The sequence below is a fragment of the Pseudomonas sp. XWY-1 genome, assembly GCF_002953115.1.
Taxonomy (GTDB): domain Bacteria; phylum Pseudomonadota; class Gammaproteobacteria; order Pseudomonadales; family Pseudomonadaceae; genus Aquipseudomonas; species Aquipseudomonas alloputida.
Genome location: NZ_CP026332.1, coordinates 511,296 through 534,743 on the forward strand (window position 1 = coordinate 511,296; position 23,448 = coordinate 534,743).

Sequence of the window (23,448 nt, forward strand, 5' to 3'; positions counted from 1 at the left end):
TCCTTTTAGCGGGCGTAGTGCGTCCGTTGGGAACAGCCTGGAGTCTGAAATCCAATGCAAAATCAGCAAATCCGTATCAGGTTGAAGGCTTTCGACCATCGCCTGATCGACCAATCCACCCAGGAAATCGTGGAAACCGCGAAACGTACTGGTGCACAAGTGCGTGGTCCAATTCCACTGCCTACCCGCAAAGAGCGTTTCACCGTTCTGGTCTCCCCGCACGTCAACAAAGACGCGCGTGACCAGTACGAGATTCGCACTCATAAGCGTGTTCTGGACATCGTCCAGCCAACGGATAAAACCGTTGACGCGCTGATGAAGCTTGATCTGGCGGCAGGTGTGGAAGTACAGATCAGCCTCGGCTAAGACTTCGGTCTAGTCGTGTAACGCTCTGAAATGGGCGGCCATAGCGGGTGAAAGCCCCGTACACTCATGAGGTTTACAACATGACTATTGGTGTAATCGGTCGCAAGTGCGGTATGACCCGCATTTTCACCGAAGAAGGTGTCTCCATTCCGGTCACGGTCATTGAGATCGAGCCGAATCGCGTCACCCAGTTCAAAACTGAAGAAACCGATGGCTACCGTGCAGTGCAAGTCACTGTCGGCGAGCGTCGTGCTTCGCGTGTGACTGCCGCTCAGGCAGGCCACTTCGCCAAGGCCAACGTTGCCGCTGGTCGCGGTGTTTGGGAGTTCCGTCTTGAAGAAGGCGATTTCCAGGCTGGCGATCTGATCAAAGCTGAACTCTTCACTGCAGGCCAGCTGGTAGACGTTACTGGTCAGTCCAAAGGTAAAGGCTTCGCCGGTACCATCAAGCGCTGGAACTTCCGTGGTCAGGACAACACCCACGGTAACTCCGTGTCGCACCGTGTTCCTGGTTCCATCGGCCAGTGCCAGACTCCTGGTCGTGTGTTCAAGGGCAAGAAAATGTCCGGTCACATGGGCGCCGAGCGCGTGACTGTTCAGTCCCTGGAAGTAGTTCGCGTAGACGCTGAACGCAACCTGCTGCTGATCAAGGGTGCCGTACCTGGCGCTACTGGCGGCGACGTGGTTGTACGTCCAGCTGTCAAGGCTCGCGGTTAAGGGGAAACTGACATGCAACTTAATGTAAATGACGCTCAGGCGATCGAAGTTTCCGAACTGACTTTCGGTGGCGAATTCAACGAGACGCTGGTTCACCAAGCAGTCGTGGCCTACATGGCCGGCGGCCGTCAGGGCACCAAGCAGCAGAAGACCCGTTCCGACGTGGCTGGTGGCGGTAAGCGCCCATGGCGTCAGAAGGGTACTGGCCGTGCTCGTGCTGGTACCACTCGTGGTCCGATCTGGCGTGGCGGTGGTGTAACCTTCGCAGCTCGCCCTCAAGATCACTCGCAAAAGCTCAACAAGAAGATGTATCGCGCAGCTCTGCGCTCCATCCTCGCTGAGCTGGTGCGTAGCGACCGTCTGGTCGTGGTTCAGGACTTCGCTGTTGAAGCACCGAAAACCAAAGATCTGCTGAACAAGCTGAACGGCATGGGTCTGAGCGATGTACTGATCGTTTCCGACGCTGTTGATCAGAACCTGTACCTGGCTGCTCGTAACCTGCCGCACGTCGACGTACGTGACGTACAAGGTTCCGACCCGGTCAGTCTGATCGCATACGAGAAAGTGTTGATCACTGTCTCGGCCGTGAAGAAATTCGAGGAGCTGCTGGGATGAACCAGGAACGCGTATTCAAAGTCCTCCTTGGCCCGCACGTTTCCGAGAAGGCTACCGTTCTGGCTGAGAAAAAAGGCCAGTTCGTATTCAAGGTTGCTACTGATGCAACCAAGCTGGAAATCAAGAAAGCTGTCGAAGGCCTGTTCAACGTAAAAGTTGAAAACGTGTCGACTGTTAACGTTCTGGGTAAAACCAAGCGTACCGCACGTGGTCTGGGCAAGCGTAATGACTGGAAGAAGGCGATCGTCTCCCTTCAGCCAGGCCAAGATCTCGATTTCAGCAGCAGTGCTGAGTAAGGAAGGGGTGCATCATGGCAATCGTTAAATGCAAACCGACTTCCCCTGGCCGCCGTTTCGTGGTCAAGGTGGTCAACAAGGAGCTGCACAAAGGCGCTCCTCACGCACCGCTGATCGAGAAAAAATCGAAGTCTGGTGGTCGTAACAACAATGGCCGCATTACCACTCGTCACGTTGGTGGTGGTCACAAGCAGCATTACCGTCTGGTCGACTTCCGTCGCAACGACAAAGATGGCATTCCAGCCACTGTCGAGCGTATCGAATACGATCCAAACCGTACTGCTCACATCGCCCTGCTGTGCTACGCAGACGGTGAGCGTCGCTACATCATCGCGCCTAAAGGCGTGAGCGCTGGCGACCAGCTGATCGCAGGTGCCCTGGCCCCAATCAAGGCCGGTAACTCCCTGCAGCTGCGCAACATTCCAGTAGGTAGCACCATTCACGGCATCGAACTGAAGCCGGGTAAAGGTGCTCAGATCGCTCGTTCCGCTGGTGCTTCGGCTCAGCTGATCGCTCGCGAAGGTGTCTACGTGACCCTGCGTCTGCGCTCTGGTGAAATGCGTAAAGTCCTGGCTGAGTGCCGTGCGACCCTGGGCGAAGTCTCGAACTCCGAGCACAGCCTGCGTTCGCTGGGTAAAGCTGGTGCCAAACGCTGGCGCGGCGTTCGCCCAACCGTTCGTGGTGTTGCCATGAACCCGGTTGACCACCCACACGGTGGTGGTGAAGGTCGTACCTCCGGTGGTCGTCATCCGGTATCGCCATGGGGCTTCCCAACCAAGGGTGCTAAAACCCGTGGTAATAAGCGTACCGACAACATGATCGTCCGTCGTCGCAAGTAACTAGAGGGATACGACAGTGCCACGTTCTCTGAAAAAAGGTCCTTTTATCGATCTTCACCTGTTGAAGAAGGTCGAAGTGGCGGTGGAGAAGAACGATCGCAAGCCAGTTAAAACCTGGTCGCGCCGTTCGATGATCCTGCCACAAATGGTCGGTCTGACCATCGCGGTTCACAACGGTCGCCAGCATGTTCCAGTTCTCGTGAACGAAGACATGGTCGGCCACAAACTGGGCGAGTTCGCCGGTACCCGCACCTATCGCGGGCACGTGGCTGACAAGAAAGCCAAGCGTTAAGGGGTAAGGAAATGGAAGTAGCCGCTAAGTTGTCGGGCGCTCGCATCTCCGCCCAGAAAGCCCGCTTGGTCGCCGACCAGATCCGCGGGAAGAAGGTGGGCGAAGCGCTCAACCTGTTGGCCTTCAGCAGCAAAAAAGCCGCTGAAATCATGAAGAAAGTCCTCGAGTCGGCCGTAGCCAACGCCGAACACAACGAAGGCGCAGACGTTGATGACCTGAAGGTCTCCACCGTCTTCGTCAACGAAGGGCGTTCGCTGAAGCGCATCATGCCACGTGCCAAAGGCCGTGCTGATCGCATCGTCAAGCGGTCTTGCCATATCACTGTCAAGGTTGCGGACAAGTAACGGAGTCGATCAGATGGGTCAGAAAGTACATCCCACTGGCATTCGCCTGGGAATCGTCAAGGAGCACACCTCCGTCTGGTACGCAGACGGTGCTACTTACGCAGATTACCTGTTGAAGGATCTGAAAACGCGTGAGTACCTCCAAGACAAACTAAAAAGCGCGTCCGTAAGCCGTATCGATATTCATCGTCCGGCTCAAACTGCACGCATCACCATCCACACCGCTCGTCCCGGTATCGTTATCGGTAAGAAAGGTGAAGATGTCGAGAAGCTGCGTCAGGACCTGACCAAGCAGATGGGTGTGCCTGTGCACATCAACATCGAAGAGATCCGCAAGCCGGAACTCGACGCTATGCTGGTTGCGCAGAGCGTAGCTCAGCAGCTGGAACGCCGTGTAATGTTCCGTCGTGCCATGAAGCGCGCGGTACAGAACGCCATGCGTATTGGTGCCAAGGGCATCAAGATCCAGGTGAGCGGTCGTCTCGGCGGTGCTGAGATTGCTCGTACCGAGTGGTATCGCGAAGGTCGTGTGCCTCTGCACACCCTGCGTGCCGATATCGACTACAACACCTACGAAGCTCACACCACTTACGGTGTGATCGGTGTGAAGGTTTGGATCTTCAAAGGCGAAGTTATTGGTGGTCGCCAAGAAGAACTGAAACCACAAGCACCAGCGCCTCGTAAAAAAGCTGCTAAGTAAGGGGTACGCCAAATGTTGCAACCAAAGCGTACAAAATTCCGCAAGCAGATGACTGGCCACAACCGTGGTCTGGCACTGCGCGGTAGCAAAGTCAGCTTCGGCGAATTCGCCCTGAAAGCTGTTGCTCGCGGTCGCCTCACCGCTCGCCAGATCGAGTCCGCACGTCGTGCGCTGACCCGTCACGTTAAGCGTGGCGGTAAGATCTGGATCCGTGTGTTCCCGGACAAGCCGATCTCCAAAAAACCTCTTGAGGTTCGTATGGGTAAAGGTAAGGGCTCCGTGGAATACTGGGTTGCCCAGATTCAGCCAGGCAAAGTCCTGTACGAGATCGAGGGTGTTTCTGAAGAGCTGGCGCGCGAAGCTTTCGCCCTGGCTGCTGCAAAGCTGCCTCTCGCCACCTCCTTTGTTAAGCGGACGGTGATGTGATGAAAGCGAATGAACTTCGTGAAAAATCGGCACAGCAACTGAACGAGCAACTGCTCGGCTTGCTGCGCGACCAGTTCAATCTGCGTATGCAGAAAGCAACTGGCCAGTTGGGGCAGTCGCACCTGCTCTCGCAAGTTAAGCGTGACATCGCTCGCGTGAAAACTGTGCTCAACCAGCAGGCAGGTAAGTGATCATGGCTGAAGCTGAAAAAACCGTCCGTACGCTGACTGGCCGTGTCGTCAGCGACAAAATGGACAAGACCATCACCGTTCTGATCGAGCGTCGCGTAAAGCACCCGATCTACGGTAAATACGTTAAGCGTTCGACTAAGCTGCACGCGCACGACGAAGCCAACCAGTGCAAGATCGGCGACAAGGTTTCCATCCGTGAAACCCGTCCGCTGGCCAAGACCAAGTCCTGGGCACTGGTTGAAGTCCTCGAACGCGCTGTTGAAGTCTAAGGGCTAAGGGTCGGAGAAATTTTATGATTCAGACTCAATCCATGCTCGATGTGGCCGATAACAGCGGCGCTCGTCGCGTCATGTGCATCAAGGTACTCGGCGGTTCGCACCGCCGTTACGCCGGTATCGGTGACATCATCAAAGTAACCGTCAAGGAAGCAATTCCGCGCGGTAAGGTCAAAAAAGGCCAAGTGATGACCGCTGTCGTCGTACGTACCCGTCACGGTGTTCGTCGCGCTGACGGTTCCATCATTCGTTTCGACGGCAACGCTGCTGTTCTGCTGAACAACAAGCAAGAGCCGATCGGCACTCGCATCTTCGGGCCAGTGACCCGTGAACTTCGTACTGAGAAGTTCATGAAGATCGTCTCGCTCGCCCCTGAAGTGCTGTAAGGAGATCCGACATGCAAAAGATTCGTCGTGACGACGAGATCATCGTGATCGCCGGCAAAGACAAAGGTAAGCGCGGTAAGGTGCTGAAGGTTCTGGCTGATGACCGTCTGGTTATCGGTGGCGTGAACCTGGTCAAGCGTCATACCAAGCCTAACCCGATGGCGGGCGTACAGGGCGGTATCGTCGAGAAAGAAGCGCCTCTGCACGCTTCCAACGTTGCCATCTTCAACGGTGAAACCAACAAGGCTGACCGCGTTGGTTTCAAAGTAGAAGACGGTAAAAAAATTCGTGTCTTCAAGTCGACCCAAAAAGCGGTTGATGCTTGAACACTGCTAGGTAGAAGACCATGGCACGACTGAAAGAGATTTACCGGAACGAAATCGCTCCTAAGCTTAAGGAAGAACTTAAGCTGTCGAACGTGATGGAAGTTCCGCGCGTTACCAAGATCACCCTGAACATGGGTCTGGGCGAAGCGATCGGCGACAAGAAAGTCATCGAGCACGCTGTTGCCGACCTGGAAAAGATCACCGGTCAAAAGCCGGTCGTGACTTTCGCTCGCAAATCCATCGCTGGCTTCAAAGTCCGCGAAGGCTGGCCGATCGGCGTCAAGGTGACCCTGCGTAGCGACAAGATGTACGAATTCCTGGACCGCCTGCTGGCGATCTCCCTGCCTCGGGTTCGCGACTTCCGCGGCCTGAATGCCAAGTCCTTCGATGGTCGTGGCAACTACAGCATGGGCGTGAAAGAGCAGATCATCTTCCCGGAAATCGACTACGACAAGATCGATGCTCTGCGCGGTTTGGACATCACCCTGACCACCACTGCTCGTTCGGACGACGAAGGCCGCGCTCTGCTGCGTGCTTTCAAGTTCCCGTTCCGCAACTGATTGGAGTAGGAAAATGGCCAAGAAGAGCATGAAAAACCGCGAGCTGAAGCGTCAGCTCACGGTAGCAAAGTTCGCTAAGAAGCGTGCTGAGCTGAAAGCGACCATCGTCAACCTGAACGCCTCTCCAGAAGAGCGTTTCGCTGCCGTTGTCGCTCTGCAGAAGCAGCCACGCGACGCTAGTGCCTCGCGCCTGCGCAACCGTTGCCGCCTGACCGGTCGTCCTCACGGTGTATACCGTAAGTTCGGCCTGGGCCGTAACATGCTGCGTCAAGCTGCAATGCGCGGTGACGTACCAGGTCTGGTCAAGGCCTCCTGGTAATCGCTGCAGGCAAGGCACGGGTGGAAGGGGAGCAATCTTCCGACCGCCGGTGACCTTGCCAACAAACAAGCCCCTATATGGGGCTTGTTTCGTTTCTGCCTTGTGTCTAGAATGACCGGCTCACCTGAGCCTGGGTTTTTGCCCAAACCGTTCGGGTGGTTGTCATAGCCGCAAGGCTAATAATTCTTGTATCAGGAGCATCTAGCCCATGAGTATGCAGGACCCGTTAGCGGACATGCTAACTCGCATCCGTAATGCCCAGATGGCTGAAAAGTCCGTCGTAAGCATGCCTTCCTCTACCCTGAAGGTCGCGGTTGCCAAAGTTCTGAAGGACGAAGGTTACATCGCTGGCTACCAGGTAACTGGTGAGGCCAAGCCTTCCCTGTCGATCGAACTGAAGTACTTCGAAGGCCGTCCGGTCATCGAGGAACTGAAGCGCTCCAGCCGTCCAGGCCTGCGCCAGTACAAGGCCGTCACCGATCTGCCGAAAGTACGTGGCGGTCTGGGCGTGTCTATCGTCTCCACCAACAAAGGTGTGATGACTGATCGCGCTGCGCGCGCTGCCGGTGTCGGCGGCGAAGTTCTGTGCACAGTGTTCTAAGGGGGGATAGACATGTCTCGCGTCGCTAAGAACCCCGTTAAGCTGCCATCCGGTGTCGAAGTCAAATTCGCCGGTCAGCAGCTTTCGGTGAAGGGTGCCAAAGGTACTCTCGAACTGAACGTTCACTCGTCTGTTGAAGTTACCGAAGAGTCTGGTGAGCTGCGTTTCGTCGCTCGCAATGGTGACCAGCAAGCTCGTGCCATGGCCGGTACCACCCGCGCTCTGGTCAACAACATGGTCCAAGGCGTAAGCCAAGGCTTCGAGCGCAAGCTCCAGCTGGTCGGTGTTGGTTACAAGGCACAGGCTAAAGGCACCGTCCTGAACCTGGCCCTGGGCTTCTCTCACCCAGTGGACTACGAACTGCCAGCCGGTATCACCGCTGAAACACCTAGCCAGACCGACATCCTGATCAAGGGTATCGACAAGCAGCTGGTAGGTCAGGTGGCCGCTGAAATCCGCGACTTCCGTCCGCCAGAGCCTTACAAAGGTAAAGGTGTGCGTTACGCGGACGAAGTAGTCCGTCGTAAAGAAGCCAAGAAGAAGTAGGGCCTAGTAAATGACCGACAAAAAAGTTATTCGACTGCGTCGCGCTCGCAAAGCACGTCTCAAGATGCACGAACTCGAAGTCGTGCGCCTGTGCGTGTTCCGCTCCTCGCAGCACATCTACGCCCAGGTCATTTCGGCCGACGGCAGCAAGGTTCTGGCAAGCGCCTCGACCTTGGACAAAGACCTGCGTGATGGCGCCACTGGCAACATCGACGCGGCCACTAAGGTTGGCAAGCTGGTAGCTGAGCGTGCGAAAGCCGCCGGTGTATCTCAAGTTGCCTTTGACCGTTCCGGCTTCAAGTACCATGGCCGCGTCAAAGCGCTGGCTGATGCTGCTCGTGAAGGCGGGCTGGAGTTCTAAGTTATGGCAAATAACGATCAAAAGCGCGACGAAGGCTACATCGAGAAGCTGGTTCAAGTTAACCGCGTTGCCAAAACCGTAAAAGGCGGCCGTATCTTCACCTTCACCGCGCTGACCGTGGTTGGTGATGGTAAAGGTCGTGTTGGCTTCGGCCGTGGCAAGTCGCGCGAAGTACCAGCCGCGATCCAGAAAGCCATGGAAGCTGCTCGCCGCAACATGATCCAGGTTGACCTGAAGGGCACCACCCTGCAGTACGCCACCAAGGCTGCCCACGGCGCCTCGAAGGTTTACATGCAGCCTGCCTCGGAAGGTACCGGTATCATCGCCGGTGGCGCAATGCGTGCTGTCCTGGAAGTTGCTGGTGTTCAGAACGTTCTGGCCAAGTGCTACGGTTCGACCAACCCAGTGAACGTGGTTTACGCCACCTTCAAGGGTCTGAAAGCCATGCAATCTCCTGAATCCATTGCCGCCAAGCGTGGCAAGAGCGTCGAGGAGATCTTCTGATCATGGCAACCGTAAAAGTAACGCTGATCAAGAGCGTCTCGGGCCGTCTGCCTAACCACAAGCTGTGTGTTAAAGGCCTGGGTCTGCGTCGCATCGGTCACACTGTAGAAGTCCAGGATACTCCCGAGAACCGCGGGATGATCAACAAGGCTTACTACATGCTGAAGGTCGAGGGCTAATCGATGAAACTCAATGATCTGAGTCCAGCGCCGGGTTCCCGTCGCGAGAAGCATCGTCCAGGTCGTGGTATCGGTAGCGGTCTGGGTAAGACCGGCGGCCGTGGCCACAAAGGTCAGACTTCCCGTTCGGGTGGTTCGATCGCTCCTGGCTTCGAAGGCGGTCAACAGCCGCTGCACCGTCGCCTGCCGAAGTTCGGCTTCGTTTCCCTGAAAGCCATGGACCGCGCTGAAGTGCGTCTGTCCGAGCTGGCCAAAGTGGAAGGCGACGTGATCTCCGTGCAATCCCTGAAGGATGCCAACGTGATCAACCAGCACATTCAGCGTGTGAAAATCATGCTGTCTGGCGAAGTTACTCGCGCAGTCACCATCAAGGGTATCGCAGCCACCAAGGGTGCGCGTGCGGCTATCGAAGCAGCTGGCGGCAAATTCGAGGAATAAATGGCTAAGCAAGGTGCTCTCTCTTCGCTCGGTAAGGGCGGGATGTCGGAACTCTGGGCTCGTCTGCGCTTTCTGTTCATGGCGATCATCGTCTATCGGATAGGTGCGCATATCCCGGTTCCCGGCATCAATCCGGACCGTCTGGCGGATCTGTTTCGGCAGAATGAGGGGACCATTCTTAGCTTGTTCAACATGTTTTCCGGTGGCGCGCTCGAGCGCATGAGCATCTTTGCACTGGGGATCATGCCGTACATTTCGGCATCGATCATCATGCAGTTGATGACGGCGGTCAGCCCGCAACTGGAGCAGTTGAAGAAGGAAGGTGAAGCTGGCCGTCGCAAGATCAGCCAGTACACCCGCTACGGCACCGTTATCCTGGCACTGGTCCAAGCCATTGGCATGTCCATTGGCCTGGCCAACCAGGGCGTGGCGTTTTCTGTAGGCCTGGGCTTCCATGTCGTCGCTGTTTCCACTTTCGTGGCAGGCGCGATGTTCATGATGTGGCTGGGCGAGCAGATCACCGAGCGCGGTGTGGGCAACGGTATCTCGATGTTGATTTTCGCGGGTATCGTTGCCGGTCTTCCGAGAGCAATCGGGCAGTCTTTCGAGTCTGCACGCACAGGCGATATCAACATTTTCGCCCTGGTCGCCATCGGTCTGCTGGCAGTAGCGATTATCGGTTTTGTGGTGTTCATTGAGCGTGGTCAGCGTCGTATCGCCGTTCATTACGCCAAGCGTCAGCAGGGCCGTAAGGTCTTCGCTGCGCAGACTAGCCACTTGCCGCTGAAAGTGAACATGGCGGGGGTTATCCCGGCTATTTTCGCGAGCAGCATTCTGCTGTTCCCGGCTTCGCTGGGTGCCTGGTTTGGTCAGTCCGAAGGTATGGGCTGGCTGCAGGACATCTCGCAGTCGATCGCTCCTGGTCAGCCGTTGAACATTCTGCTGTTTAGTGCAGGGATCATTTTCTTCTGCTTCTTCTACACAGCGTTGATGTTCAACCCGAAAGACGTAGCGGAAAACCTGAAGAAGTCCGGTGCCTTTATTCCGGGTATCCGTCCTGGTGAGCAGTCGGCACGCTACATTGATGGCGTTCTGACCCGTTTGACCATGTTCGGTGCTCTTTACATGATGGCCGTCTGCCTTCTGCCCCAGTTCCTGGTGGTGGCAGCAAATGTGCCGTTCTACCTTGGCGGGACCTCGTTGCTGATTGTGGTAGTGGTTGTGATGGACTTCATGTCCCAAGTACAATCGCACCTCGTTTCGCACCAGTACGAATCCCTGATGAAGAAAGCCAACCTGAAAGGCTACGGTGGCAGCGGTTTGCTGCGCTGATACGCCCCTAAGGTTCGAGGAGTCGGTAATGAAAGTTCGTGCATCGGTGAAAAAGCTGTGCCGTAACTGCAAGATCATCCGTCGCGAAGGCGTCGTACGAGTGATCTGCAGCGCGGAACCGCGTCACAAACAGCGCCAAGGCTGAGTGTGATCTGCGCTTCAAACCCAGCAGCTAGTGTGCTGCTGGGTTGATTATTCGTTTCTACAGCGATATTATCTCGCGCCCTATTTCTTGGCTTCCGGGGCGTAGGTAGCTGTCAATTGGAGTCCCACTGAATGGCCCGTATTGCAGGCGTCAACATTCCAGATAACAAGCATACTGTTATCTCGCTGACCTACATCTATGGTGTCGGTCGCACAACTGCACAGAAGATTTGTGCAGACGCTGGTGTAAACCCAGCCGCTAAGATCAAGGATCTGAGCGACGAGCAAATCGAAACCCTGCGTGGCGAAGTCGCGAAGTTCACCACCGAAGGTGACCTGCGTCGTGACATCAACATGAAGATCAAGCGCTTGATGGACCTGGGTTGCTACCGCGGCCTGCGTCATCGTAAAGGTCTGCCGGTTCGCGGTCAGCGCACCAAGACCAACGCACGCACCCGTAAGGGCCCGCGTAAGCCGATCCGCAAGTAATCGCCCAGGAATATAGACATGGCAAAACCTGCTGCTCGTCCTCGTAAGAAAGTCAAAAAGACAGTGGTTGATGGCATCGCCCACATCCATGCCTCTTTCAACAACACCATCGTGACCATCACCGACCGTCAGGGCAATGCTTTGTCCTGGGCGACCTCCGGTGGTTCGGGTTTCCGTGGTTCGCGCAAATCCACCCCGTTCGCAGCTCAGATCGCTGCTGAGCGTGCTGGTCAAGCTGCGCTGGAATACGGTCTGAAGAACCTCGACGTTAACGTCAAGGGTCCAGGTCCAGGTCGTGAGTCCGCCGTTCGTGCATTGAACAGCTGCGGCTACAAGATCGCCAGCATCACCGACGTGACGCCAATCCCGCACAACGGGTGCCGTCCGCCGAAGAAGCGTCGCGTGTAATCAGGAGACAGAAGAATGGCACGTTACATTGGTCCAAAATGCAAACTGTCTCGTCGTGAAGGCACTGATCTGTTCCTGAAGAGCGGCGTTCGCGCTCTGGAATCGAAGTGCAATATCGAAGCAGCCCCAGGTATCCACGGCCAGCGCCGTGGCCGTCAGTCCGACTACGGCACCCAGCTGCGTGAGAAACAAAAAGTCCGTCGTATCTACGGTGTTCTGGAGCGTCAGTTCCGCGGTTACTACCAAGCTGCTGCCTCGAAAAAAGGCGCAACCGGTGAGAACCTGCTGCAACTGCTCGAGTGCCGTCTGGATAACGTCGTTTACCGTATGGGCTTCGGCTCGACTCGTTCCGAGTCCCGTCAGCTGGTTTCGCACAAAGCGATCAGCGTCAACGGTAAGACTGTAAACATTCCATCCTACCAAGTTCGTCCGGGTGACGTGGTCGCAGTCCGCGAGAAATCGCTGGGCCAGTTGCGCATTGTTCAAGCCCTTGAACTGTGCGCCCAGCGTGGCCGCGTTGAGTGGGTTGACGTGGATGCTGCTAAAAAGTCGGGCGTTTTCAAGAACGTTCCTGCTCGCAGCGACCTGTCTGCCGACATCAACGAAAACCTGATTGTCGAGCTCTACTCCAAGTAAGGGCTAGAAAATAGGTGCATCCATGCAGATTTCGGTAAATGAGTTCCTGACTCCCCGCCACATTGATGTGCAGGTAGTCAGTCCGACCCGCGCCAAAATTACGCTCGAGCCTCTCGAGCGTGGTTTCGGCCATACCCTGGGCAACGCGCTGCGCCGCATCCTGTTGTCCTCCATGCCTGGCTGTGCAGTAGTCGAGGCCGAGATCGATGGCGTACTCCATGAGTACTCCGCGATCGAAGGTGTTCAGGAAGACGTAATTGAAATCCTGTTGAACCTGAAAGGTCTCGCTATCAAACTGCATGGTCGTGACGAAGTTACGCTGACCTTGTCGAAAAAGGGTTCGGGGGTGGTTACCGCTGCCGATATTCAGCTGGATCACGATGTCGAGATCGTCAACCCCGATCACGTAATCGCGAACCTGGCGTCGAACGGCGCTCTGAACATGAAGCTCACTGTAGCTCGTGGTCGTGGTTACGAGCCGGCCGACTCCCGTCAAACCGACGAAGACGAAAGCCGTAGCATTGGCCGTCTGCAGTTGGACGCCTCCTTCAGCCCGGTGCGTCGTATCGCCTATGTGGTCGAGAACGCCCGTGTTGAACAGCGTACCAACCTGGACAAACTGGTCATTGATCTGGAAACCAACGGCACCCTGGATCCTGAAGAGGCTATCCGCCGCGCTGCGACCATTCTGCAACAGCAGTTGGCCGCGTTCGTCGACCTCAAAGGTGACAGCGAGCCTGTCGTAGTCGAGCAGGAAGACGAGATCGATCCGATCCTGCTGCGTCCGGTTGACGACCTGGAACTGACTGTACGTTCGGCCAACTGCCTCAAGGCGGAGAACATCTACTACATCGGCGACCTGATTCAGCGTACCGAAGTAGAGCTGTTGAAGACTCCTAACCTGGGTAAGAAGTCCCTGACTGAAATCAAGGACGTTCTGGCCTCTCGTGGTCTGTCTCTCGGCATGCGCCTCGACAACTGGCCGCCTGCAAGTCTTAAGAAAGACGACAAGGCGACCGCCTGATCGTCGTAATCACCGAACGTAGTGTTTGGTAAGGAATGAATCATGCGTCATCGTAAAAGTGGACGTCACCTGAGCCGTACCAGCTCTCACCGCAAGGCTATGTTCCAGAACATGGCAGTGTCGCTGATCGAGCACGAGCTGATCAAAACCACCCTGCCGAAAGCCAAGGAACTGCGCCGCGTTGCCGAGCCGCTGATCACCCTGGCCAAGGAAGACAGCGTTGCTAACCGTCGTCTGGCCTTCGACCGTACCCGTTCGAAGTCCGCTGTTGGCAAACTGTTCAACGACCTGGGCAAGCGTTACGCCACCCGTCAGGGCGGCTACCTGCGCATCCTGAAGTGCGGTTTCCGCGCTGGCGACAACGCGCCTATGGCGTACGTCGAGCTGGTTGATCGTCCGGTCGGCGGTGCTGTAGAAGCTGCTGAGTAAGACGTTCTGTCTGCTACAGAAAACCGGGCCTAGTGCCCGGTTTTTTGTTTGTACATCTATTGTTTATCTCTATTGATGTAAGTCATGTAATGAATTTGTCCCTGTAATCTTGCTCGTCAATACTCTCTCTACAGCCGATTAGCCGGCCCTTGAAGACCGAAAAGGAGAGCCCATGAGCAAGATTCTCACCACCGCTAGCGGTGCACCTGTAGCCGACAACCAGAACTCCCGCTCCGCCGGCCCGCGCGGTCCGCTGCTGCTCGACGACTTCCACCTGATCGAGAAGCTCGCCCATTTCAACCGCGAGAACATTCCTGAGCGCCGCGTCCATGCCAAAGGCTCGGGCGCCTACGGTACCTTTACCGTTACTCACGATATCACCGGCTATACCAGCGCCAAGCTGTTCGAAGAGGTCGGTAAACAAACCGAGACTTTCTTACGCTTCTCCACCGTTGGTGGCGAGCGCGGCTCTGCAGATACCGAGCGTGACCCGCGTGGTTTCGCGGTGAAGTTCTACACCGAAGAAGGCAACTGGGACATCGTCGGTAACAACACGCCAGTGTTCTTCATTCGTGACCCGCTGAAGTTCCCGGACTTTATCCACACCCAGAAGCGCCACCCGCAGTCCAACCTGAAGAATGCTCAGATGATGTGGGACTTCTGGTCGCACTCTCCCGAAGCGTTGCATCAGGTCACCATCCTGTTTTCCGACCGTGGCATTCCGGACGGCTACCGTCACATGCATGGCTTTGGCAGCCACACCTACAGCCTGATCAATGCAAAGGGTGAGCGCACTTGGGTCAAGTGGCACTTCAAGACCCAACAAGGCATCAAGAACCTCACCCCGGCAGATGCTGCACGCCTGGCAGGGACCGATCCGGATTACGCTCAGCGCGACCTCTTCGAGGCCATCGAGCGTGGCGACTACCCGCGCTGGACTGTCTGCATTCAGGTGATGAGCGAAGCCGAGGCTGCCAGCCGCGACGAGAACCCATTCGACGTGACCAAGACCTGGTCGCAGAAGGATTATCCACTCATCGAGGTGGGTGTGCTGGAGCTCAACCGTAACCCGCTCAACTATTTTGCGGAGGTCGAGCAGGCCGCGTTCGGGCCGAGCAATATGGTGCCCGGCGTCGGTCTTTCGCCGGACCGCATGCTGCAAGGCCGCGTATTCGCCTACGCCGACGCGCACCGCTATCGCGTGGGGACCAACCACCAGCAATTGCCAGTCAACGCGCCACGCTGCCCGGTGAACAGCTACCAGCGTGACGGCTCGATGGCCACCGGCAGTTACGGTAGTGCACCGAACTACGAGCCAAACAGCTACAGCGATGCCCCGAAACAGTCGCCACGTCATGCTGAGCCAGCATTGGCCATGAATGGTTCGGCTGATCGCTACGATCACCGCGAGGACACCGACTACTTCAGCCATGCCGGCGCTTTGTTCCGTTTGATGAACGATGAGCAGAAGGCCCTGCTGATCAGCAACATCGCCGGTACCATGGCGGGCGTCAGCGAAGATGTCATTCAGCGTCAGCTACAGTACTTCTTCAAGGCGGATCCGGCTTACGGCGAAGGGATTGCAAAGGCTTTGGGCATCAATCTCGCCTAAGTCGAAGTGATAAGAAGAACCGCCCTCATTTGGGCGGTTTTTCAATGAATATCACTACTGTTTAACCGATTTTTTGCGTCTGATTGCGCGTTTTTCAGTGACCATAGACAAAAGCTGGTTCACACTATGTGGCATAGACGTTTTCACATGGAGAATCAGGGCGATGCAAGGCCACCCGGACGTAATCAACTATCTCGTCACGCTGCTGAAGGGCGAACTGGCGGCACGCGACCAGTACTTCATTCATTCGCGCATGTACGAAGACTGGGGCCTGTCCAAGCTCTACGAGCGCATCAACCACGAGATGGAGGAAGAGACGCAACACGCCGATGCCCTGATGCGTCGTATCCTCATGCTCGAAGGGACCCCTGACATGCGTGCGGATGACCTGGAGGTCGGTAGCACCGTGCCGGAAATGATCGAGGCAGACCTCAAGCTCGAATACAAGGTGCGCGGTGCGCTTTGCAAAGGCATCGAGCTGTGCGAATTGCACAAGGACTACGTCAGTCGTGACATCCTGCGTGCGCAGCTGGCCGACACCGAAGAAGATCACACCTACTGGCTTGAGAAGCAGCAGGGCCTGATCAAGGCCATCGGGCTGGAAAACTACCTGCAGTCGCAGATGTAAGTTATCCACAGACTCAAGTAAAAGCCCCTGGCACCATCGGTACCAGGGGCTTTTTCATTGCGCTGGCAATACTCAGGCCCTATCCCGCTCCAGCAATGGTTTCAGGTAATGGCCGGTATATGACTGCTTCATCTCGCTCAGCTCTTCTGGCGTACCGCAGGCAATGATCTGCCCACCCTTGGAGCCACCCTCAGGCCCCAGGTCAACCAGCCAGTCGGCGGTCTTGATCACATCCAGGTTATGCTCGATCACCACCACGGTATTGCCGTGGTCGCGCAGGCGATGCAACACGTCCAGCAGTTGCTGGATATCGGCAAAGTGCAGGCCGGTGGTAGGTTCGTCGAGGATGTACAAGGTCTTGCCGGTATCGCGCTTGGACAGTTCGCGCGACAGCTTTACCCGCTGCGCCTCACCGCCGGACAACGTGGTCGCTGATTGCCCCAGTTTGATGTACGACAGGCCCACATCCATCAACGTTTGCAGCTTGCGCGCCAGCGCCGGCACCGCATCGAAGAACTCGCGGGCATCCTCGATGGTCATTTCCAGCACCTCGTGGATGTTCTTGCCTTTGTACTTGATCTCCAGGGTTTCGCGGTTGTAGCGCTTGCTCTTGCACACGTCACACGGCACGTAGATGTCCGGCAGGAAGTGCATTTCCACCTTGATCAGGCCATCGCCCTGGCAGGCCTCGCAACGGCCACCCTTGACGTTGAACGAGAAACGCCCCGGGCCATAACCACGCGAGCGTGACTCCGGGACACCGGAGAACAGCTCGCGGATCGGCGTGAAGATGCCGGTGTAGGTGGCCGGGTTGGAGCGCGGCGTGCGGCCGATCGGGCTCTGGTCGATATCCACCACCTTGTCCAGGTGCTGCAGGCCGTCCATGCTGCTGTGCGGTGCGGCTTCCAGGCTGCTTGCGCCATTGAGGGCGGTGGCGGCCAAGGGGTACAGGGTGTTGTTGATCAGCGTCGATTTACCCGAGCCGGATACACCGGTCACGCAGGTCAGCAGGCCGATCGGTACTTCCAGGTCGACGTTCTGCAGGTTGTTGCCACGTGCGCCCTTGAGCTTGAGCTGCAGCTTCTTGTTGCGCGGCGTGCGCTTGGCCGGCACGACGATCTTCTTGCGCCCGGACAGGTACTTGCCAGTCAGCGAATCGGGATGGTCCATGACCTCCTGGGGCGAGCCCTCGGCGACAATCTGCCCACCGTGAACACCGGCGCCCGGGCCGATATCGACCACGTAGTCGGCCAGCCGAATGGCGTCCTCGTCGTGTTCCACCACGATCACCGTGTTGCCCAGGTCGCGCAAATGGTTGAGGGTGGCCAACAGGCGGTCGTTGTCGCGTTGATGAAGGCCGATGGACGGTTCATCGAGGATGTACATCACCCCCACCAGCCCAGCGCCGATCTGGCTGGCGAGGCGGATACGTTGCGCTTCGCCACCGGACAGGGTGTCGGCGCTACGATCCAGGGTCAGGTAGTCGAGACCGACATTGACCAGGAACTGAAGTCGTTCGCAGATTTCCTTGAGGATTTTTGCCGCGATTTCGCCACGCCGGCCAGTAAGGGTCAGTTGACCAAAGTAGTTGCTGGCTTCACCGATCGGCAAATTGGTTGCCGCCGGCAGGGTTTTCTCGCCCACCCACACATGGCGCGCCTCGCGGCGCAGGCGCGTACCCCGGCAATCCGGGCACGGTTGCGTGCCAAGGAATTTGGCCAGTTCTTCACGCACGGTGGCCGATTCGGTTTCGCGGTAGCGGCGCTCAAGGTTCGGCACAATGCCTTCGAACGGGTGCGATCGCTTGACGATGTCGCCTCGGTCGTTGAGGTACTTGAAATCGACACTCTGCTTGCCGCTGCCCTGCAGGATCACTTTCTGGTGTTCGGCTGACAGCTCGCCGAAAGGCTCCTCCAGGCTGAAGCCGTAGTGCGCAGCCAACGAACCGAGCATCTGGAAGTAGTACACGTTACGCCGGTCCCAGCCGCGGATCGCGCCTTCGGCCAAGGTCAGTTCGGTGTTGACCAGGCGTTTGGTGTCGAAGAACTGCTTGACCCCCAGGCCGTCGCAGGTCGGGCAGGCGCCAGCCGGGTTGTTGAAGGAAAACAGCTTCGGTTCCAGCTCGCTGATCGCGTGGCCGCACACCGGACAGGCGAAGCGCGCGGAGAAGATCGTCTCTTCGCCTTGTTCGTCGTCCATCGGTGCCACCAGGGCAATACCGTCGGCCAGCTTCAACGCGGTCTCGAACGATTCGGCCAGGCGCTGTTGCAGGTCGGCGCGGACTTTGAAGCGGTCCACCACCACATCGATGCTGTGCTTCTTCTGCTTGTCCAGCTTGGGCAACTCATCGAGTTCGTAGAGCTTGCCGTTGACCCTGGCCCGCACGAAACCCTGGGCGCGAAGCTCGTCAAACACCGCCAGGTGCTCGCCCTTGCGCTCGCGCACCACTGGCGCGAGCAGCATCAGCTTGCTGCCTTCCGGGCGCTCCAGCACCAGGTCGACCATCTGGCTGATCGTTTGCGCCTCCAGCGGAATATCGTGGTCCGGGCAGCGTGGAGTACCGACGCGGGCGTACAGCAGGCGCAGATAGTCGTAGATTTCGGTGATGGTGCCGACCGTGGAGCGCGGGTTGTGCGAGGTCGACTTCTGCTCGATCGAAATCGCCGGCGACAGGCCTTCGATGGTGTCGACGTCGGGCTTTTCCATCATCGACAGGAACTGCCGGGCGTAGGCCGACAGCGATTCCACATAGCGGCGCTGGCCTTCGGCGTACAAGGTATCGAACGCCAGGGACGACTTGCCGGAACCGGACAGGCCGGTGATCACGATCAACTTGTCCCGGGGCAGGGTCAGGTCGATGTTCTTCAGGTTGTGGGTACGTGCCCCACGAATCAGGATCTTGTCCACTGCGGCCTCGCTCGGCGGGCATAAACAAGGAAGTATACGGCGCCCTGCCAGTACGCGGCAAAGCGTCGCGTAGATGCCGTCAAGCTGTCGGACTGATAGAATCGCCGCCGGTTCACACGAGGTTAATCCATGCACGACACCCACAACGAGCGCATGAGTGGCGGCGAAACCCGCGCCGCTGGCGGCCTTGCCCTGGTCTTTGCCTTTCGTATGCTGGGCATGTTCATGGTCTTGCCGGTACTGGCCACCTACGGCATGGACCTGGCTGGCGCCACGCCTGCCCTGATCGGCCTGGCCATTGGTGCCTATGGCCTGACCCAGGCGGTATTGCAGATCCCGTTCGGGATGATTTCCGACCGCATCGGTCGCCGGCCGGTGATTTATCTGGGGCTGGTGATCTTCGCCCTGGGCAGTGTACTGGCGGCCCAGGCCGACTCTATCTGGGGCGTGATTGCCGGGCGCATCCTGCAGGGCGCGGGGGCAATTTCTGCTGCGGTCATGGCACTGCTGTCGGACCTCACCCGCGAACAACACCGGACCAAGGCCATGGCCATGATCGGCATGAGCATCGGCCTGTCGTTTGCTGTCGCCATGGTCGTCGGTCCGTTGCTGACAAGTGCCTTTGGTTTGTCAGGTTTGTTCCTGGTCACGGCTGGGCTTGCCCTGGTCGGCATGCTGTTGATCGCGTTTGTCGTGCCCAGCACCCACAGCATTTTGCAGCACCGCGAGTCGGGTGTGGCGCGCCAGGCCATCGGCCCGACCCTGCGCCATCCGGACCTTCTGCGCCTGGACGTCAGCATTTTCATCCTGCACGCCGTCCTCATGGCCAGCTTCGTTGCGCTGCCGCTGGCGTTCGTCGAGCGTGGCGGCCTGCCCAAGGAGCAGCATTGGTGGGTGTACCTGACCGCGCTGTTCATCTCATTTTTTGCAATGGTCCCGTTCATCATCTACGGCGAAAAAAAGCGCAAGATGAAACGTGTGTTGGCCGGCGCGGTCAGTGTCCTGCTGCTGACGGAGATATACTTCTGGGAGTGGGCTGACGGTTTGCGCGGACTGGTGATTGGCACCGTGGTATTCTTTACCGCATTCAACCTGCTGGAGGCTTCGCTGCCTTCTCTGGTGAGCAAGGTGTCGCCTGCCGGTGGCAAGGGGACGGCAATGGGGGTGTATTCCACCAGCCAGTTCCTCGGTGCAGCGTTAGGCGGGATTCTTGGCGGCTGGCTGTTCCAGCACGGCGGGCTGAACACGGTGTTCCTCGGTAGCGCGGTGCTGTGTGCTATCTGGCTGATCGTCGCCTTGCGCATGAACGAGCCGCCATATGTGACCAGCCTGCGCATGCCCTTGACGCCTGAGGCGGTCCGGGAAGCCGGCCTGACCGAGCGCCTGATGGCCGTGCCGGGTGTGACCGACGCTGTGGTGGTGGAAGAAGAAGCCGCCATCTATATCAAACTGGATACGAAAATTTTGGACCGTGCGACCCTCGAGCGACTGGTGAATCCAGCCTCTTCGGCGTGCGAAGCCTAGGAGAACGTTATGGCCCGTGGGGTTAACAAAGTCATTCTGGTCGGTACCTGTGGCCAGGATCCCGAAGTCCGCTACCTGCCCAACGGTAACGCCGTGACCAACCTGAGCCTGGCCACCAGCGAGCAGTGGACTGACAAGCAGTCGGGCCAGAAGGTCGAGCGTACCGAGTGGCACCGTGTGTCGCTGTTCGGCAAGGTTGCCGAAATCGCTGGCGAATACCTGCGCAAGGGTTCGCAGTGCTACATCGAAGGCAAGCTGCAGACCCGCGAGTGGGAAAAAGACGGCATCAAGCGCTACACCACCGAGATCATCGTCGACATCAACGGCACCATGCAGCTGCTCGGCGGTCGTCCGCAGGGCCAGCAGCAGGGCGGCGACCCGTACAACCAGGGTGGCGGCAATTATGGTGGCGGCCAGCAGCAACAGTACAACCAGGCACCGCCACGCCAGCAGGCCCAGCGCCCGCAACAGGCCCCTCAGCGCCCAGCGCCGCAACAGCCTGCGCCGCAGCCGGCGGCTGACTTCGACAGCTTCGATGACGATATTCCGTTCTGATCAGAGCGGTAGGGCGTTCAGCAAGACCAGAAACCCAGGGCAGTTGCCCTGGGTTTTTTTATGGGCAGCACTGCGTATCTGGCATCGCTTTCAGTAGAACAACCGGGGCTCCGGCGAATCCAGCAGGCTTGCCAGCTTGGTCAGGGCAAAGCCCAGTTCTTGGCGGCTGGGTGCCATCAGGGCGATGCGCACACCGCTGGTGGCGTGGCTGCGTTCAGGCAGGAACTGGCTGCCGCTGACCACCGTTACGCCGTTGTCACGAGCCAGGTTGGCAAACTCGTCGCTGGTCCACGGTTCTGGCAGCTCCAGCCAGATATGGAAGCTGTGGGGCTGACTGCGGATCTTGTATTGGCCAAGAATCTCCCGGGCCATGTGCTGGCGCGCGGCCGCCTCCTGCTGCTGCATACGCACCAACTGGTCGGCCTTGCCGCTGTTGATCAGGTTACTGGCCAATTGCGCCATCAGAGGCGATGCCATCCACACGCTGCTGCGTACCATCGATGATAACCGCGACAGGGTTTGCGGCGGGGCGTACAGGTAGCCGATGCGCAGCGCCGGCAGCACGCTTTTGGACAGGCTGGTGAGGTATACCGAGCGTTCAGGCGCATACGCTGCAAGCGGCTTGTAGTCCGGGCTGGGCTCGAGAAAACCGTAGATATCGTCATCCACGATGAACAGGTCGAACTCACGAGCGATCTCGGCGATAGCCTGGCGCCTTGCAGGGGGCATGATCGAATTGGTCGGGTTCTGGTGCGTGGTGACGCACACCAGCAGGGAAGGGCGGTGTTCCAGGCAGGCCGCGCGCAATGCCTCCGGGATGAGCCCGTGTTCGTCCATGGCGACGCCGCGCAGGCGCCGGCCCAGGCTGTGGGCCAGGGATATGATGCCCGGGTAGCAGAGCGACTCGCACAGCACCACATCGTCATTCTTCGACAGGCTGCTGATGGCCACCAGCAGCCCATGTTGGGCGCCAGCGGTCAGTACTACCTGCTGCCAGCGAGCATCAGGCAGCCAGCGCTGTATCCAGGTCGCACCGGCTTGTTTGTGGGAGGTGTGACCACCCTCTGTCACATAGTCGAGTACCTGCCCCAAGTCCGATGAGGCGGCCAGTTCGCTGATAGCCGTGCCTAGCCACTCGCTCATGTGAGCGTCGTTGGGCTTGATGATCGAGAGGTCGATCTGGCTACTCTCGCCGGCAACGGGTGTGGGCACCGACGGGGCGGGTAATGGCTGCCGCAGTTGCCTGACAAATGTGCCTCGGCCTACCTCGCCAGCCACCAGACCACGCTTGGCTGCTTCGTCGTAGGCCCTGCCAACAGTGCCGGGGGTTACATTCAGCGCCTCGGCCAGGTCCTTGAGCGTGGGTAAGCGATCGCCTTCTGCAAGCCGACCACTTTCGATGTCCTGTTCAAGGGCATCAGCGATCATCAGGTAAACCGGCTGTGTTTGATGGCTGTATTGGGGGACCCACATGGAGATGGCACCAGGCTTTGCAAGAGCGCGAAAGCCTAGCATGAAAGCTCGGATGCAGGTAATGATGGTAATTGGCTAAATTGAGTTGAATTTATTTTAGATTGAATCGATTCAATTTTTGAAATTACAATCATCGCACCGATCAGGCCGGCCACACTCGGGCTGTGCCTGGCATAACGCTCCACTGGATGGACATCGCTATGGAAATGTTGGGTTCTTACTGGGCGGAGCACTGGTTGCTGGCAGTCCTCATACTTGGCGCGATCGCCTTCGTTGCGGGCTTCGTCGACAGCATTGCCGGTGGTGGTGGTTTGTTTCTGGTGCCGGGTTTTCTGCTGGTTGGCATGCCGCCCCAAGTGGCACTGGGCCAGGAAAAACTGGTCAGTACCCTCGGCACGCTGGCGGCTATCCGCAACTTCCTGGCCAACAGCAAGATGGTCTGGCAGGTAGCGTTGGTCGGGGTGCCGTTTTCGCTATTAGGCGCCTACCTGGGGGCTCACCTGATCGTATCGATCTCGCAGGAAACGGTGGGCAAGATCATCCTGGCACTGATCCCCCTCGGCATTCTCATTTTCCTTACCCCCAAGGATCGTCCGGTCGAGGAGCGCAAACTGTCTTCGCGAATGCTGTACACCGTAGTGCCGTTGACTTGCCTGGCCATTGGCTTCTACGACGGCTTCTTCGGCCCCGGTACCGGCAGCATGTTCATCATCGCTTTCCATTACCTGCTGCGCATGGACCTGGTCTCCAGTTCGGCCAACTCCAAAACCTTCAACTTCGCTTCCAACATCGGTGCTTTGGTGGCGTTCGTCAGCGCAGGCAAGGTCGTCTACCTGCTGGCATTGCCACTTGTGGCCTGCAACATCCTCGGTAACCACCTGGGCAGTTCCCTGGCCTTGCGTAAAGGCAACGACGTGGTGCGCAAGGCGTTGGTGTTCTCGATGCTCTGCCTGTTCACCAGCCTGGGCGTGAAGTACCTCACCTGACCCATTTATAGGAGACAACGA

General features: G+C 57.8%; 35 protein-coding genes. 33 read left to right on the forward strand and 2 right to left on the reverse strand.

The features are described 5' to 3' along the window. Positions 1-54: 54 nt before the first annotated feature. From rpsJ to bfr, 30 genes are all read left to right on the forward strand, one after another. Positions 55-366: a 30S ribosomal protein S10 gene (rpsJ, locus tag PRJ_RS02315; RefSeq protein ID WP_003186070.1), complete on the forward strand. Its 312-nt coding sequence runs from the start codon at positions 55-57 to the stop codon at positions 364-366. A gap of 80 nt (positions 367-446) precedes the next feature. Beyond that, positions 447-1,082 (forward strand): 50S ribosomal protein L3, encoded by a 636-nt coding sequence (rplC, locus tag PRJ_RS02320; RefSeq protein WP_003255486.1) that lies wholly within the window; start codon positions 447-449, stop codon positions 1,080-1,082. A gap of 12 nt (positions 1,083-1,094) precedes the next feature. Next, positions 1,095-1,697, forward strand: coding sequence for a 50S ribosomal protein L4 (gene rplD, locus PRJ_RS02325; protein WP_003255485.1), 603 nt, complete (start codon positions 1,095-1,097; stop codon positions 1,695-1,697). After that, complete coding sequence (gene rplW, locus PRJ_RS02330) at positions 1,694-1,993, forward strand: 50S ribosomal protein L23 (protein WP_003255484.1); 300 nt, start codon at positions 1,694-1,696, stop codon at positions 1,991-1,993. The genes rplD and rplW overlap by 4 nt, the downstream gene beginning before the upstream one ends. 14 nt (positions 1,994-2,007) lie before the next feature. After that, a complete protein-coding gene (gene rplB, locus PRJ_RS02335; RefSeq protein WP_003255483.1) occupies positions 2,008-2,832 on the forward strand; it encodes a 50S ribosomal protein L2 in 825 nt (274 codons plus the stop codon). A 16-nt stretch (positions 2,833-2,848) separates the two neighbouring features. After that, entirely contained in the window at positions 2,849-3,124 is a 276-nt protein-coding gene (gene rpsS, locus PRJ_RS02340) for a 30S ribosomal protein S19 (RefSeq protein WP_003255482.1), read from the forward strand. 11 nt (positions 3,125-3,135) lie between these two features. Next, positions 3,136-3,468, forward strand: a complete 333-nt coding sequence (rplV, locus tag PRJ_RS02345) for a 50S ribosomal protein L22 (RefSeq protein WP_003103908.1) — start codon at positions 3,136-3,138, stop codon at positions 3,466-3,468. Between the two features lie 13 nt (positions 3,469-3,481). Further along, positions 3,482-4,168, forward strand: coding sequence for a 30S ribosomal protein S3 (rpsC, locus tag PRJ_RS02350; protein WP_003255481.1), 687 nt, complete (start codon positions 3,482-3,484; stop codon positions 4,166-4,168). Between the two features lie 12 nt (positions 4,169-4,180). Beyond that, positions 4,181-4,594: a 50S ribosomal protein L16 gene (gene rplP / locus PRJ_RS02355; protein ID WP_003255479.1), complete on the forward strand. Its 414-nt coding sequence runs from the start codon at positions 4,181-4,183 to the stop codon at positions 4,592-4,594. Then, positions 4,594-4,785: a 50S ribosomal protein L29 gene (gene rpmC, locus PRJ_RS02360; RefSeq protein WP_002555481.1), complete on the forward strand. Its 192-nt coding sequence runs from the start codon at positions 4,594-4,596 to the stop codon at positions 4,783-4,785. Before rplP ends, rpmC begins: the two co-directional genes overlap by 1 nt. 2 nt (positions 4,786-4,787) lie before the next feature. Then, positions 4,788-5,054, forward strand: a complete 267-nt coding sequence (gene rpsQ / locus PRJ_RS02365; protein WP_003255478.1) for a 30S ribosomal protein S17 — start codon at positions 4,788-4,790, stop codon at positions 5,052-5,054. A gap of 23 nt (positions 5,055-5,077) precedes the next feature. Further along, positions 5,078-5,446 carry a 50S ribosomal protein L14 gene (gene rplN, locus PRJ_RS02370; RefSeq protein WP_002555479.1) on the forward strand — a complete coding sequence of 123 codons (369 nt, stop codon included), beginning with the start codon at positions 5,078-5,080 and terminating at the stop codon, positions 5,444-5,446. Between the two features lie 11 nt (positions 5,447-5,457). Then, on the forward strand, positions 5,458-5,772 hold the full coding sequence (rplX, locus tag PRJ_RS02375) for a 50S ribosomal protein L24 (RefSeq protein WP_003255476.1): 315 nt from the start codon (positions 5,458-5,460) through the stop codon (positions 5,770-5,772). Positions 5,773-5,792: 20 nt separating this feature from the next. Next, positions 5,793-6,332: a 50S ribosomal protein L5 gene (gene rplE, locus PRJ_RS02380; protein ID WP_003255474.1), complete on the forward strand. Its 540-nt coding sequence runs from the start codon at positions 5,793-5,795 to the stop codon at positions 6,330-6,332. Positions 6,333-6,345: 13 nt separating this feature from the next. Further along, positions 6,346-6,651 carry a 30S ribosomal protein S14 gene (rpsN, locus tag PRJ_RS02385; RefSeq protein ID WP_003255472.1) on the forward strand — a complete coding sequence of 102 codons (306 nt, stop codon included), beginning with the start codon at positions 6,346-6,348 and terminating at the stop codon, positions 6,649-6,651. A gap of 208 nt (positions 6,652-6,859) precedes the next feature. After that, positions 6,860-7,252, forward strand: coding sequence for a 30S ribosomal protein S8 (gene rpsH, locus PRJ_RS02390; RefSeq protein ID WP_003255471.1), 393 nt, complete (start codon positions 6,860-6,862; stop codon positions 7,250-7,252). A gap of 12 nt (positions 7,253-7,264) precedes the next feature. Further along, positions 7,265-7,798, forward strand: a complete 534-nt coding sequence (gene rplF / locus PRJ_RS02395) for a 50S ribosomal protein L6 (protein WP_003255469.1) — start codon at positions 7,265-7,267, stop codon at positions 7,796-7,798. A 10-nt stretch (positions 7,799-7,808) separates the two neighbouring features. Then, the gene (rplR, locus tag PRJ_RS02400) at positions 7,809-8,159 is read left to right on the forward strand and encodes a 50S ribosomal protein L18 (RefSeq protein WP_003255467.1); all 351 of its coding nucleotides are present in this window, start codon (positions 7,809-7,811) and stop codon (positions 8,157-8,159) included. A 3-nt stretch (positions 8,160-8,162) separates the two neighbouring features. Next, positions 8,163-8,663 carry a 30S ribosomal protein S5 gene (rpsE, locus tag PRJ_RS02405; RefSeq protein ID WP_003255465.1) on the forward strand — a complete coding sequence of 167 codons (501 nt, stop codon included), beginning with the start codon at positions 8,163-8,165 and terminating at the stop codon, positions 8,661-8,663. 2 nt (positions 8,664-8,665) lie between these two features. Then, positions 8,666-8,842: a 50S ribosomal protein L30 gene (gene rpmD, locus PRJ_RS02410; RefSeq protein ID WP_003255463.1), complete on the forward strand. Its 177-nt coding sequence runs from the start codon at positions 8,666-8,668 to the stop codon at positions 8,840-8,842. Positions 8,843-8,845: 3 nt separating this feature from the next. Then, on the forward strand, positions 8,846-9,280 hold the full coding sequence (gene rplO / locus PRJ_RS02415; RefSeq protein ID WP_003255461.1) for a 50S ribosomal protein L15: 435 nt from the start codon (positions 8,846-8,848) through the stop codon (positions 9,278-9,280). Then, positions 9,281-10,612 carry a preprotein translocase subunit SecY gene (gene secY, locus PRJ_RS02420; protein ID WP_003257108.1) on the forward strand — a complete coding sequence of 444 codons (1,332 nt, stop codon included), beginning with the start codon at positions 9,281-9,283 and terminating at the stop codon, positions 10,610-10,612. It begins immediately after the preceding gene. 28 nt (positions 10,613-10,640) lie between these two features. Then, entirely contained in the window at positions 10,641-10,757 is a 117-nt protein-coding gene (gene rpmJ, locus PRJ_RS02425) for a 50S ribosomal protein L36 (protein WP_002555468.1), read from the forward strand. Between the two features lie 131 nt (positions 10,758-10,888). Next, on the forward strand, positions 10,889-11,245 hold the full coding sequence (rpsM, locus tag PRJ_RS02430) for a 30S ribosomal protein S13 (protein WP_003255457.1): 357 nt from the start codon (positions 10,889-10,891) through the stop codon (positions 11,243-11,245). An 18-nt stretch (positions 11,246-11,263) separates the two neighbouring features. Further along, positions 11,264-11,653, forward strand: coding sequence for a 30S ribosomal protein S11 (rpsK, locus tag PRJ_RS02435; protein WP_003255454.1), 390 nt, complete (start codon positions 11,264-11,266; stop codon positions 11,651-11,653). A 15-nt stretch (positions 11,654-11,668) separates the two neighbouring features. Continuing rightward, entirely contained in the window at positions 11,669-12,289 is a 621-nt protein-coding gene (rpsD, locus tag PRJ_RS02440; protein ID WP_003255453.1) for a 30S ribosomal protein S4, read from the forward strand. Between the two features lie 22 nt (positions 12,290-12,311). Beyond that, positions 12,312-13,313, forward strand: a complete 1,002-nt coding sequence (gene rpoA, locus PRJ_RS02445) for a DNA-directed RNA polymerase subunit alpha (RefSeq protein ID WP_003255452.1) — start codon at positions 12,312-12,314, stop codon at positions 13,311-13,313. A 42-nt stretch (positions 13,314-13,355) separates the two neighbouring features. After that, positions 13,356-13,742, forward strand: coding sequence for a 50S ribosomal protein L17 (rplQ, locus tag PRJ_RS02450; protein ID WP_003255451.1), 387 nt, complete (start codon positions 13,356-13,358; stop codon positions 13,740-13,742). A 172-nt stretch (positions 13,743-13,914) separates the two neighbouring features. Then, positions 13,915-15,354, forward strand: a complete 1,440-nt coding sequence (locus PRJ_RS02455; protein WP_010951777.1) for a catalase — start codon at positions 13,915-13,917, stop codon at positions 15,352-15,354. A gap of 163 nt (positions 15,355-15,517) precedes the next feature. Then, entirely contained in the window at positions 15,518-15,982 is a 465-nt protein-coding gene (gene bfr, locus PRJ_RS02460; RefSeq protein ID WP_003255449.1) for a bacterioferritin, read from the forward strand. 72 nt (positions 15,983-16,054) lie between these two features. Here the strand turns inward: bfr and uvrA are convergent, their stop codons facing one another. Then, on the reverse strand, positions 16,055-18,889 hold the full coding sequence (uvrA, locus tag PRJ_RS02465) for an excinuclease ABC subunit UvrA (RefSeq protein WP_162497225.1): 2,835 nt from the start codon (positions 18,887-18,889) through the stop codon (positions 16,055-16,057). Positions 18,890-19,018: 129 nt separating this feature from the next. Between uvrA and PRJ_RS02470 the strand changes: the two genes are divergently transcribed. Together PRJ_RS02470 and PRJ_RS02475 are read left to right on the forward strand one after the other, a co-directional pair. Further along, complete coding sequence (locus PRJ_RS02470) at positions 19,019-20,413, forward strand: MFS transporter (RefSeq protein ID WP_104960690.1); 1,395 nt, start codon at positions 19,019-19,021, stop codon at positions 20,411-20,413. 9 nt (positions 20,414-20,422) lie between these two features. After that, positions 20,423-20,968 (forward strand): single-stranded DNA-binding protein, encoded by a 546-nt coding sequence (locus PRJ_RS02475; protein ID WP_003255446.1) that lies wholly within the window; start codon positions 20,423-20,425, stop codon positions 20,966-20,968. Positions 20,969-21,058: 90 nt separating this feature from the next. Here PRJ_RS02475 and PRJ_RS02480 read toward each other — a convergent pair whose 3' ends face one another. Then, a complete protein-coding gene (locus PRJ_RS02480) occupies positions 21,059-22,441 on the reverse strand; it encodes a PLP-dependent aminotransferase family protein (protein ID WP_104960691.1) in 1,383 nt (460 codons plus the stop codon). Positions 22,442-22,641: 200 nt separating this feature from the next. On the opposite strand from PRJ_RS02480, the gene PRJ_RS02485 reads away from it, so the two are divergent. Continuing rightward, positions 22,642-23,427: a TSUP family transporter gene (locus PRJ_RS02485; protein ID WP_104960692.1), complete on the forward strand. Its 786-nt coding sequence runs from the start codon at positions 22,642-22,644 to the stop codon at positions 23,425-23,427. Positions 23,428-23,448 lie beyond the last annotated feature (21 nt).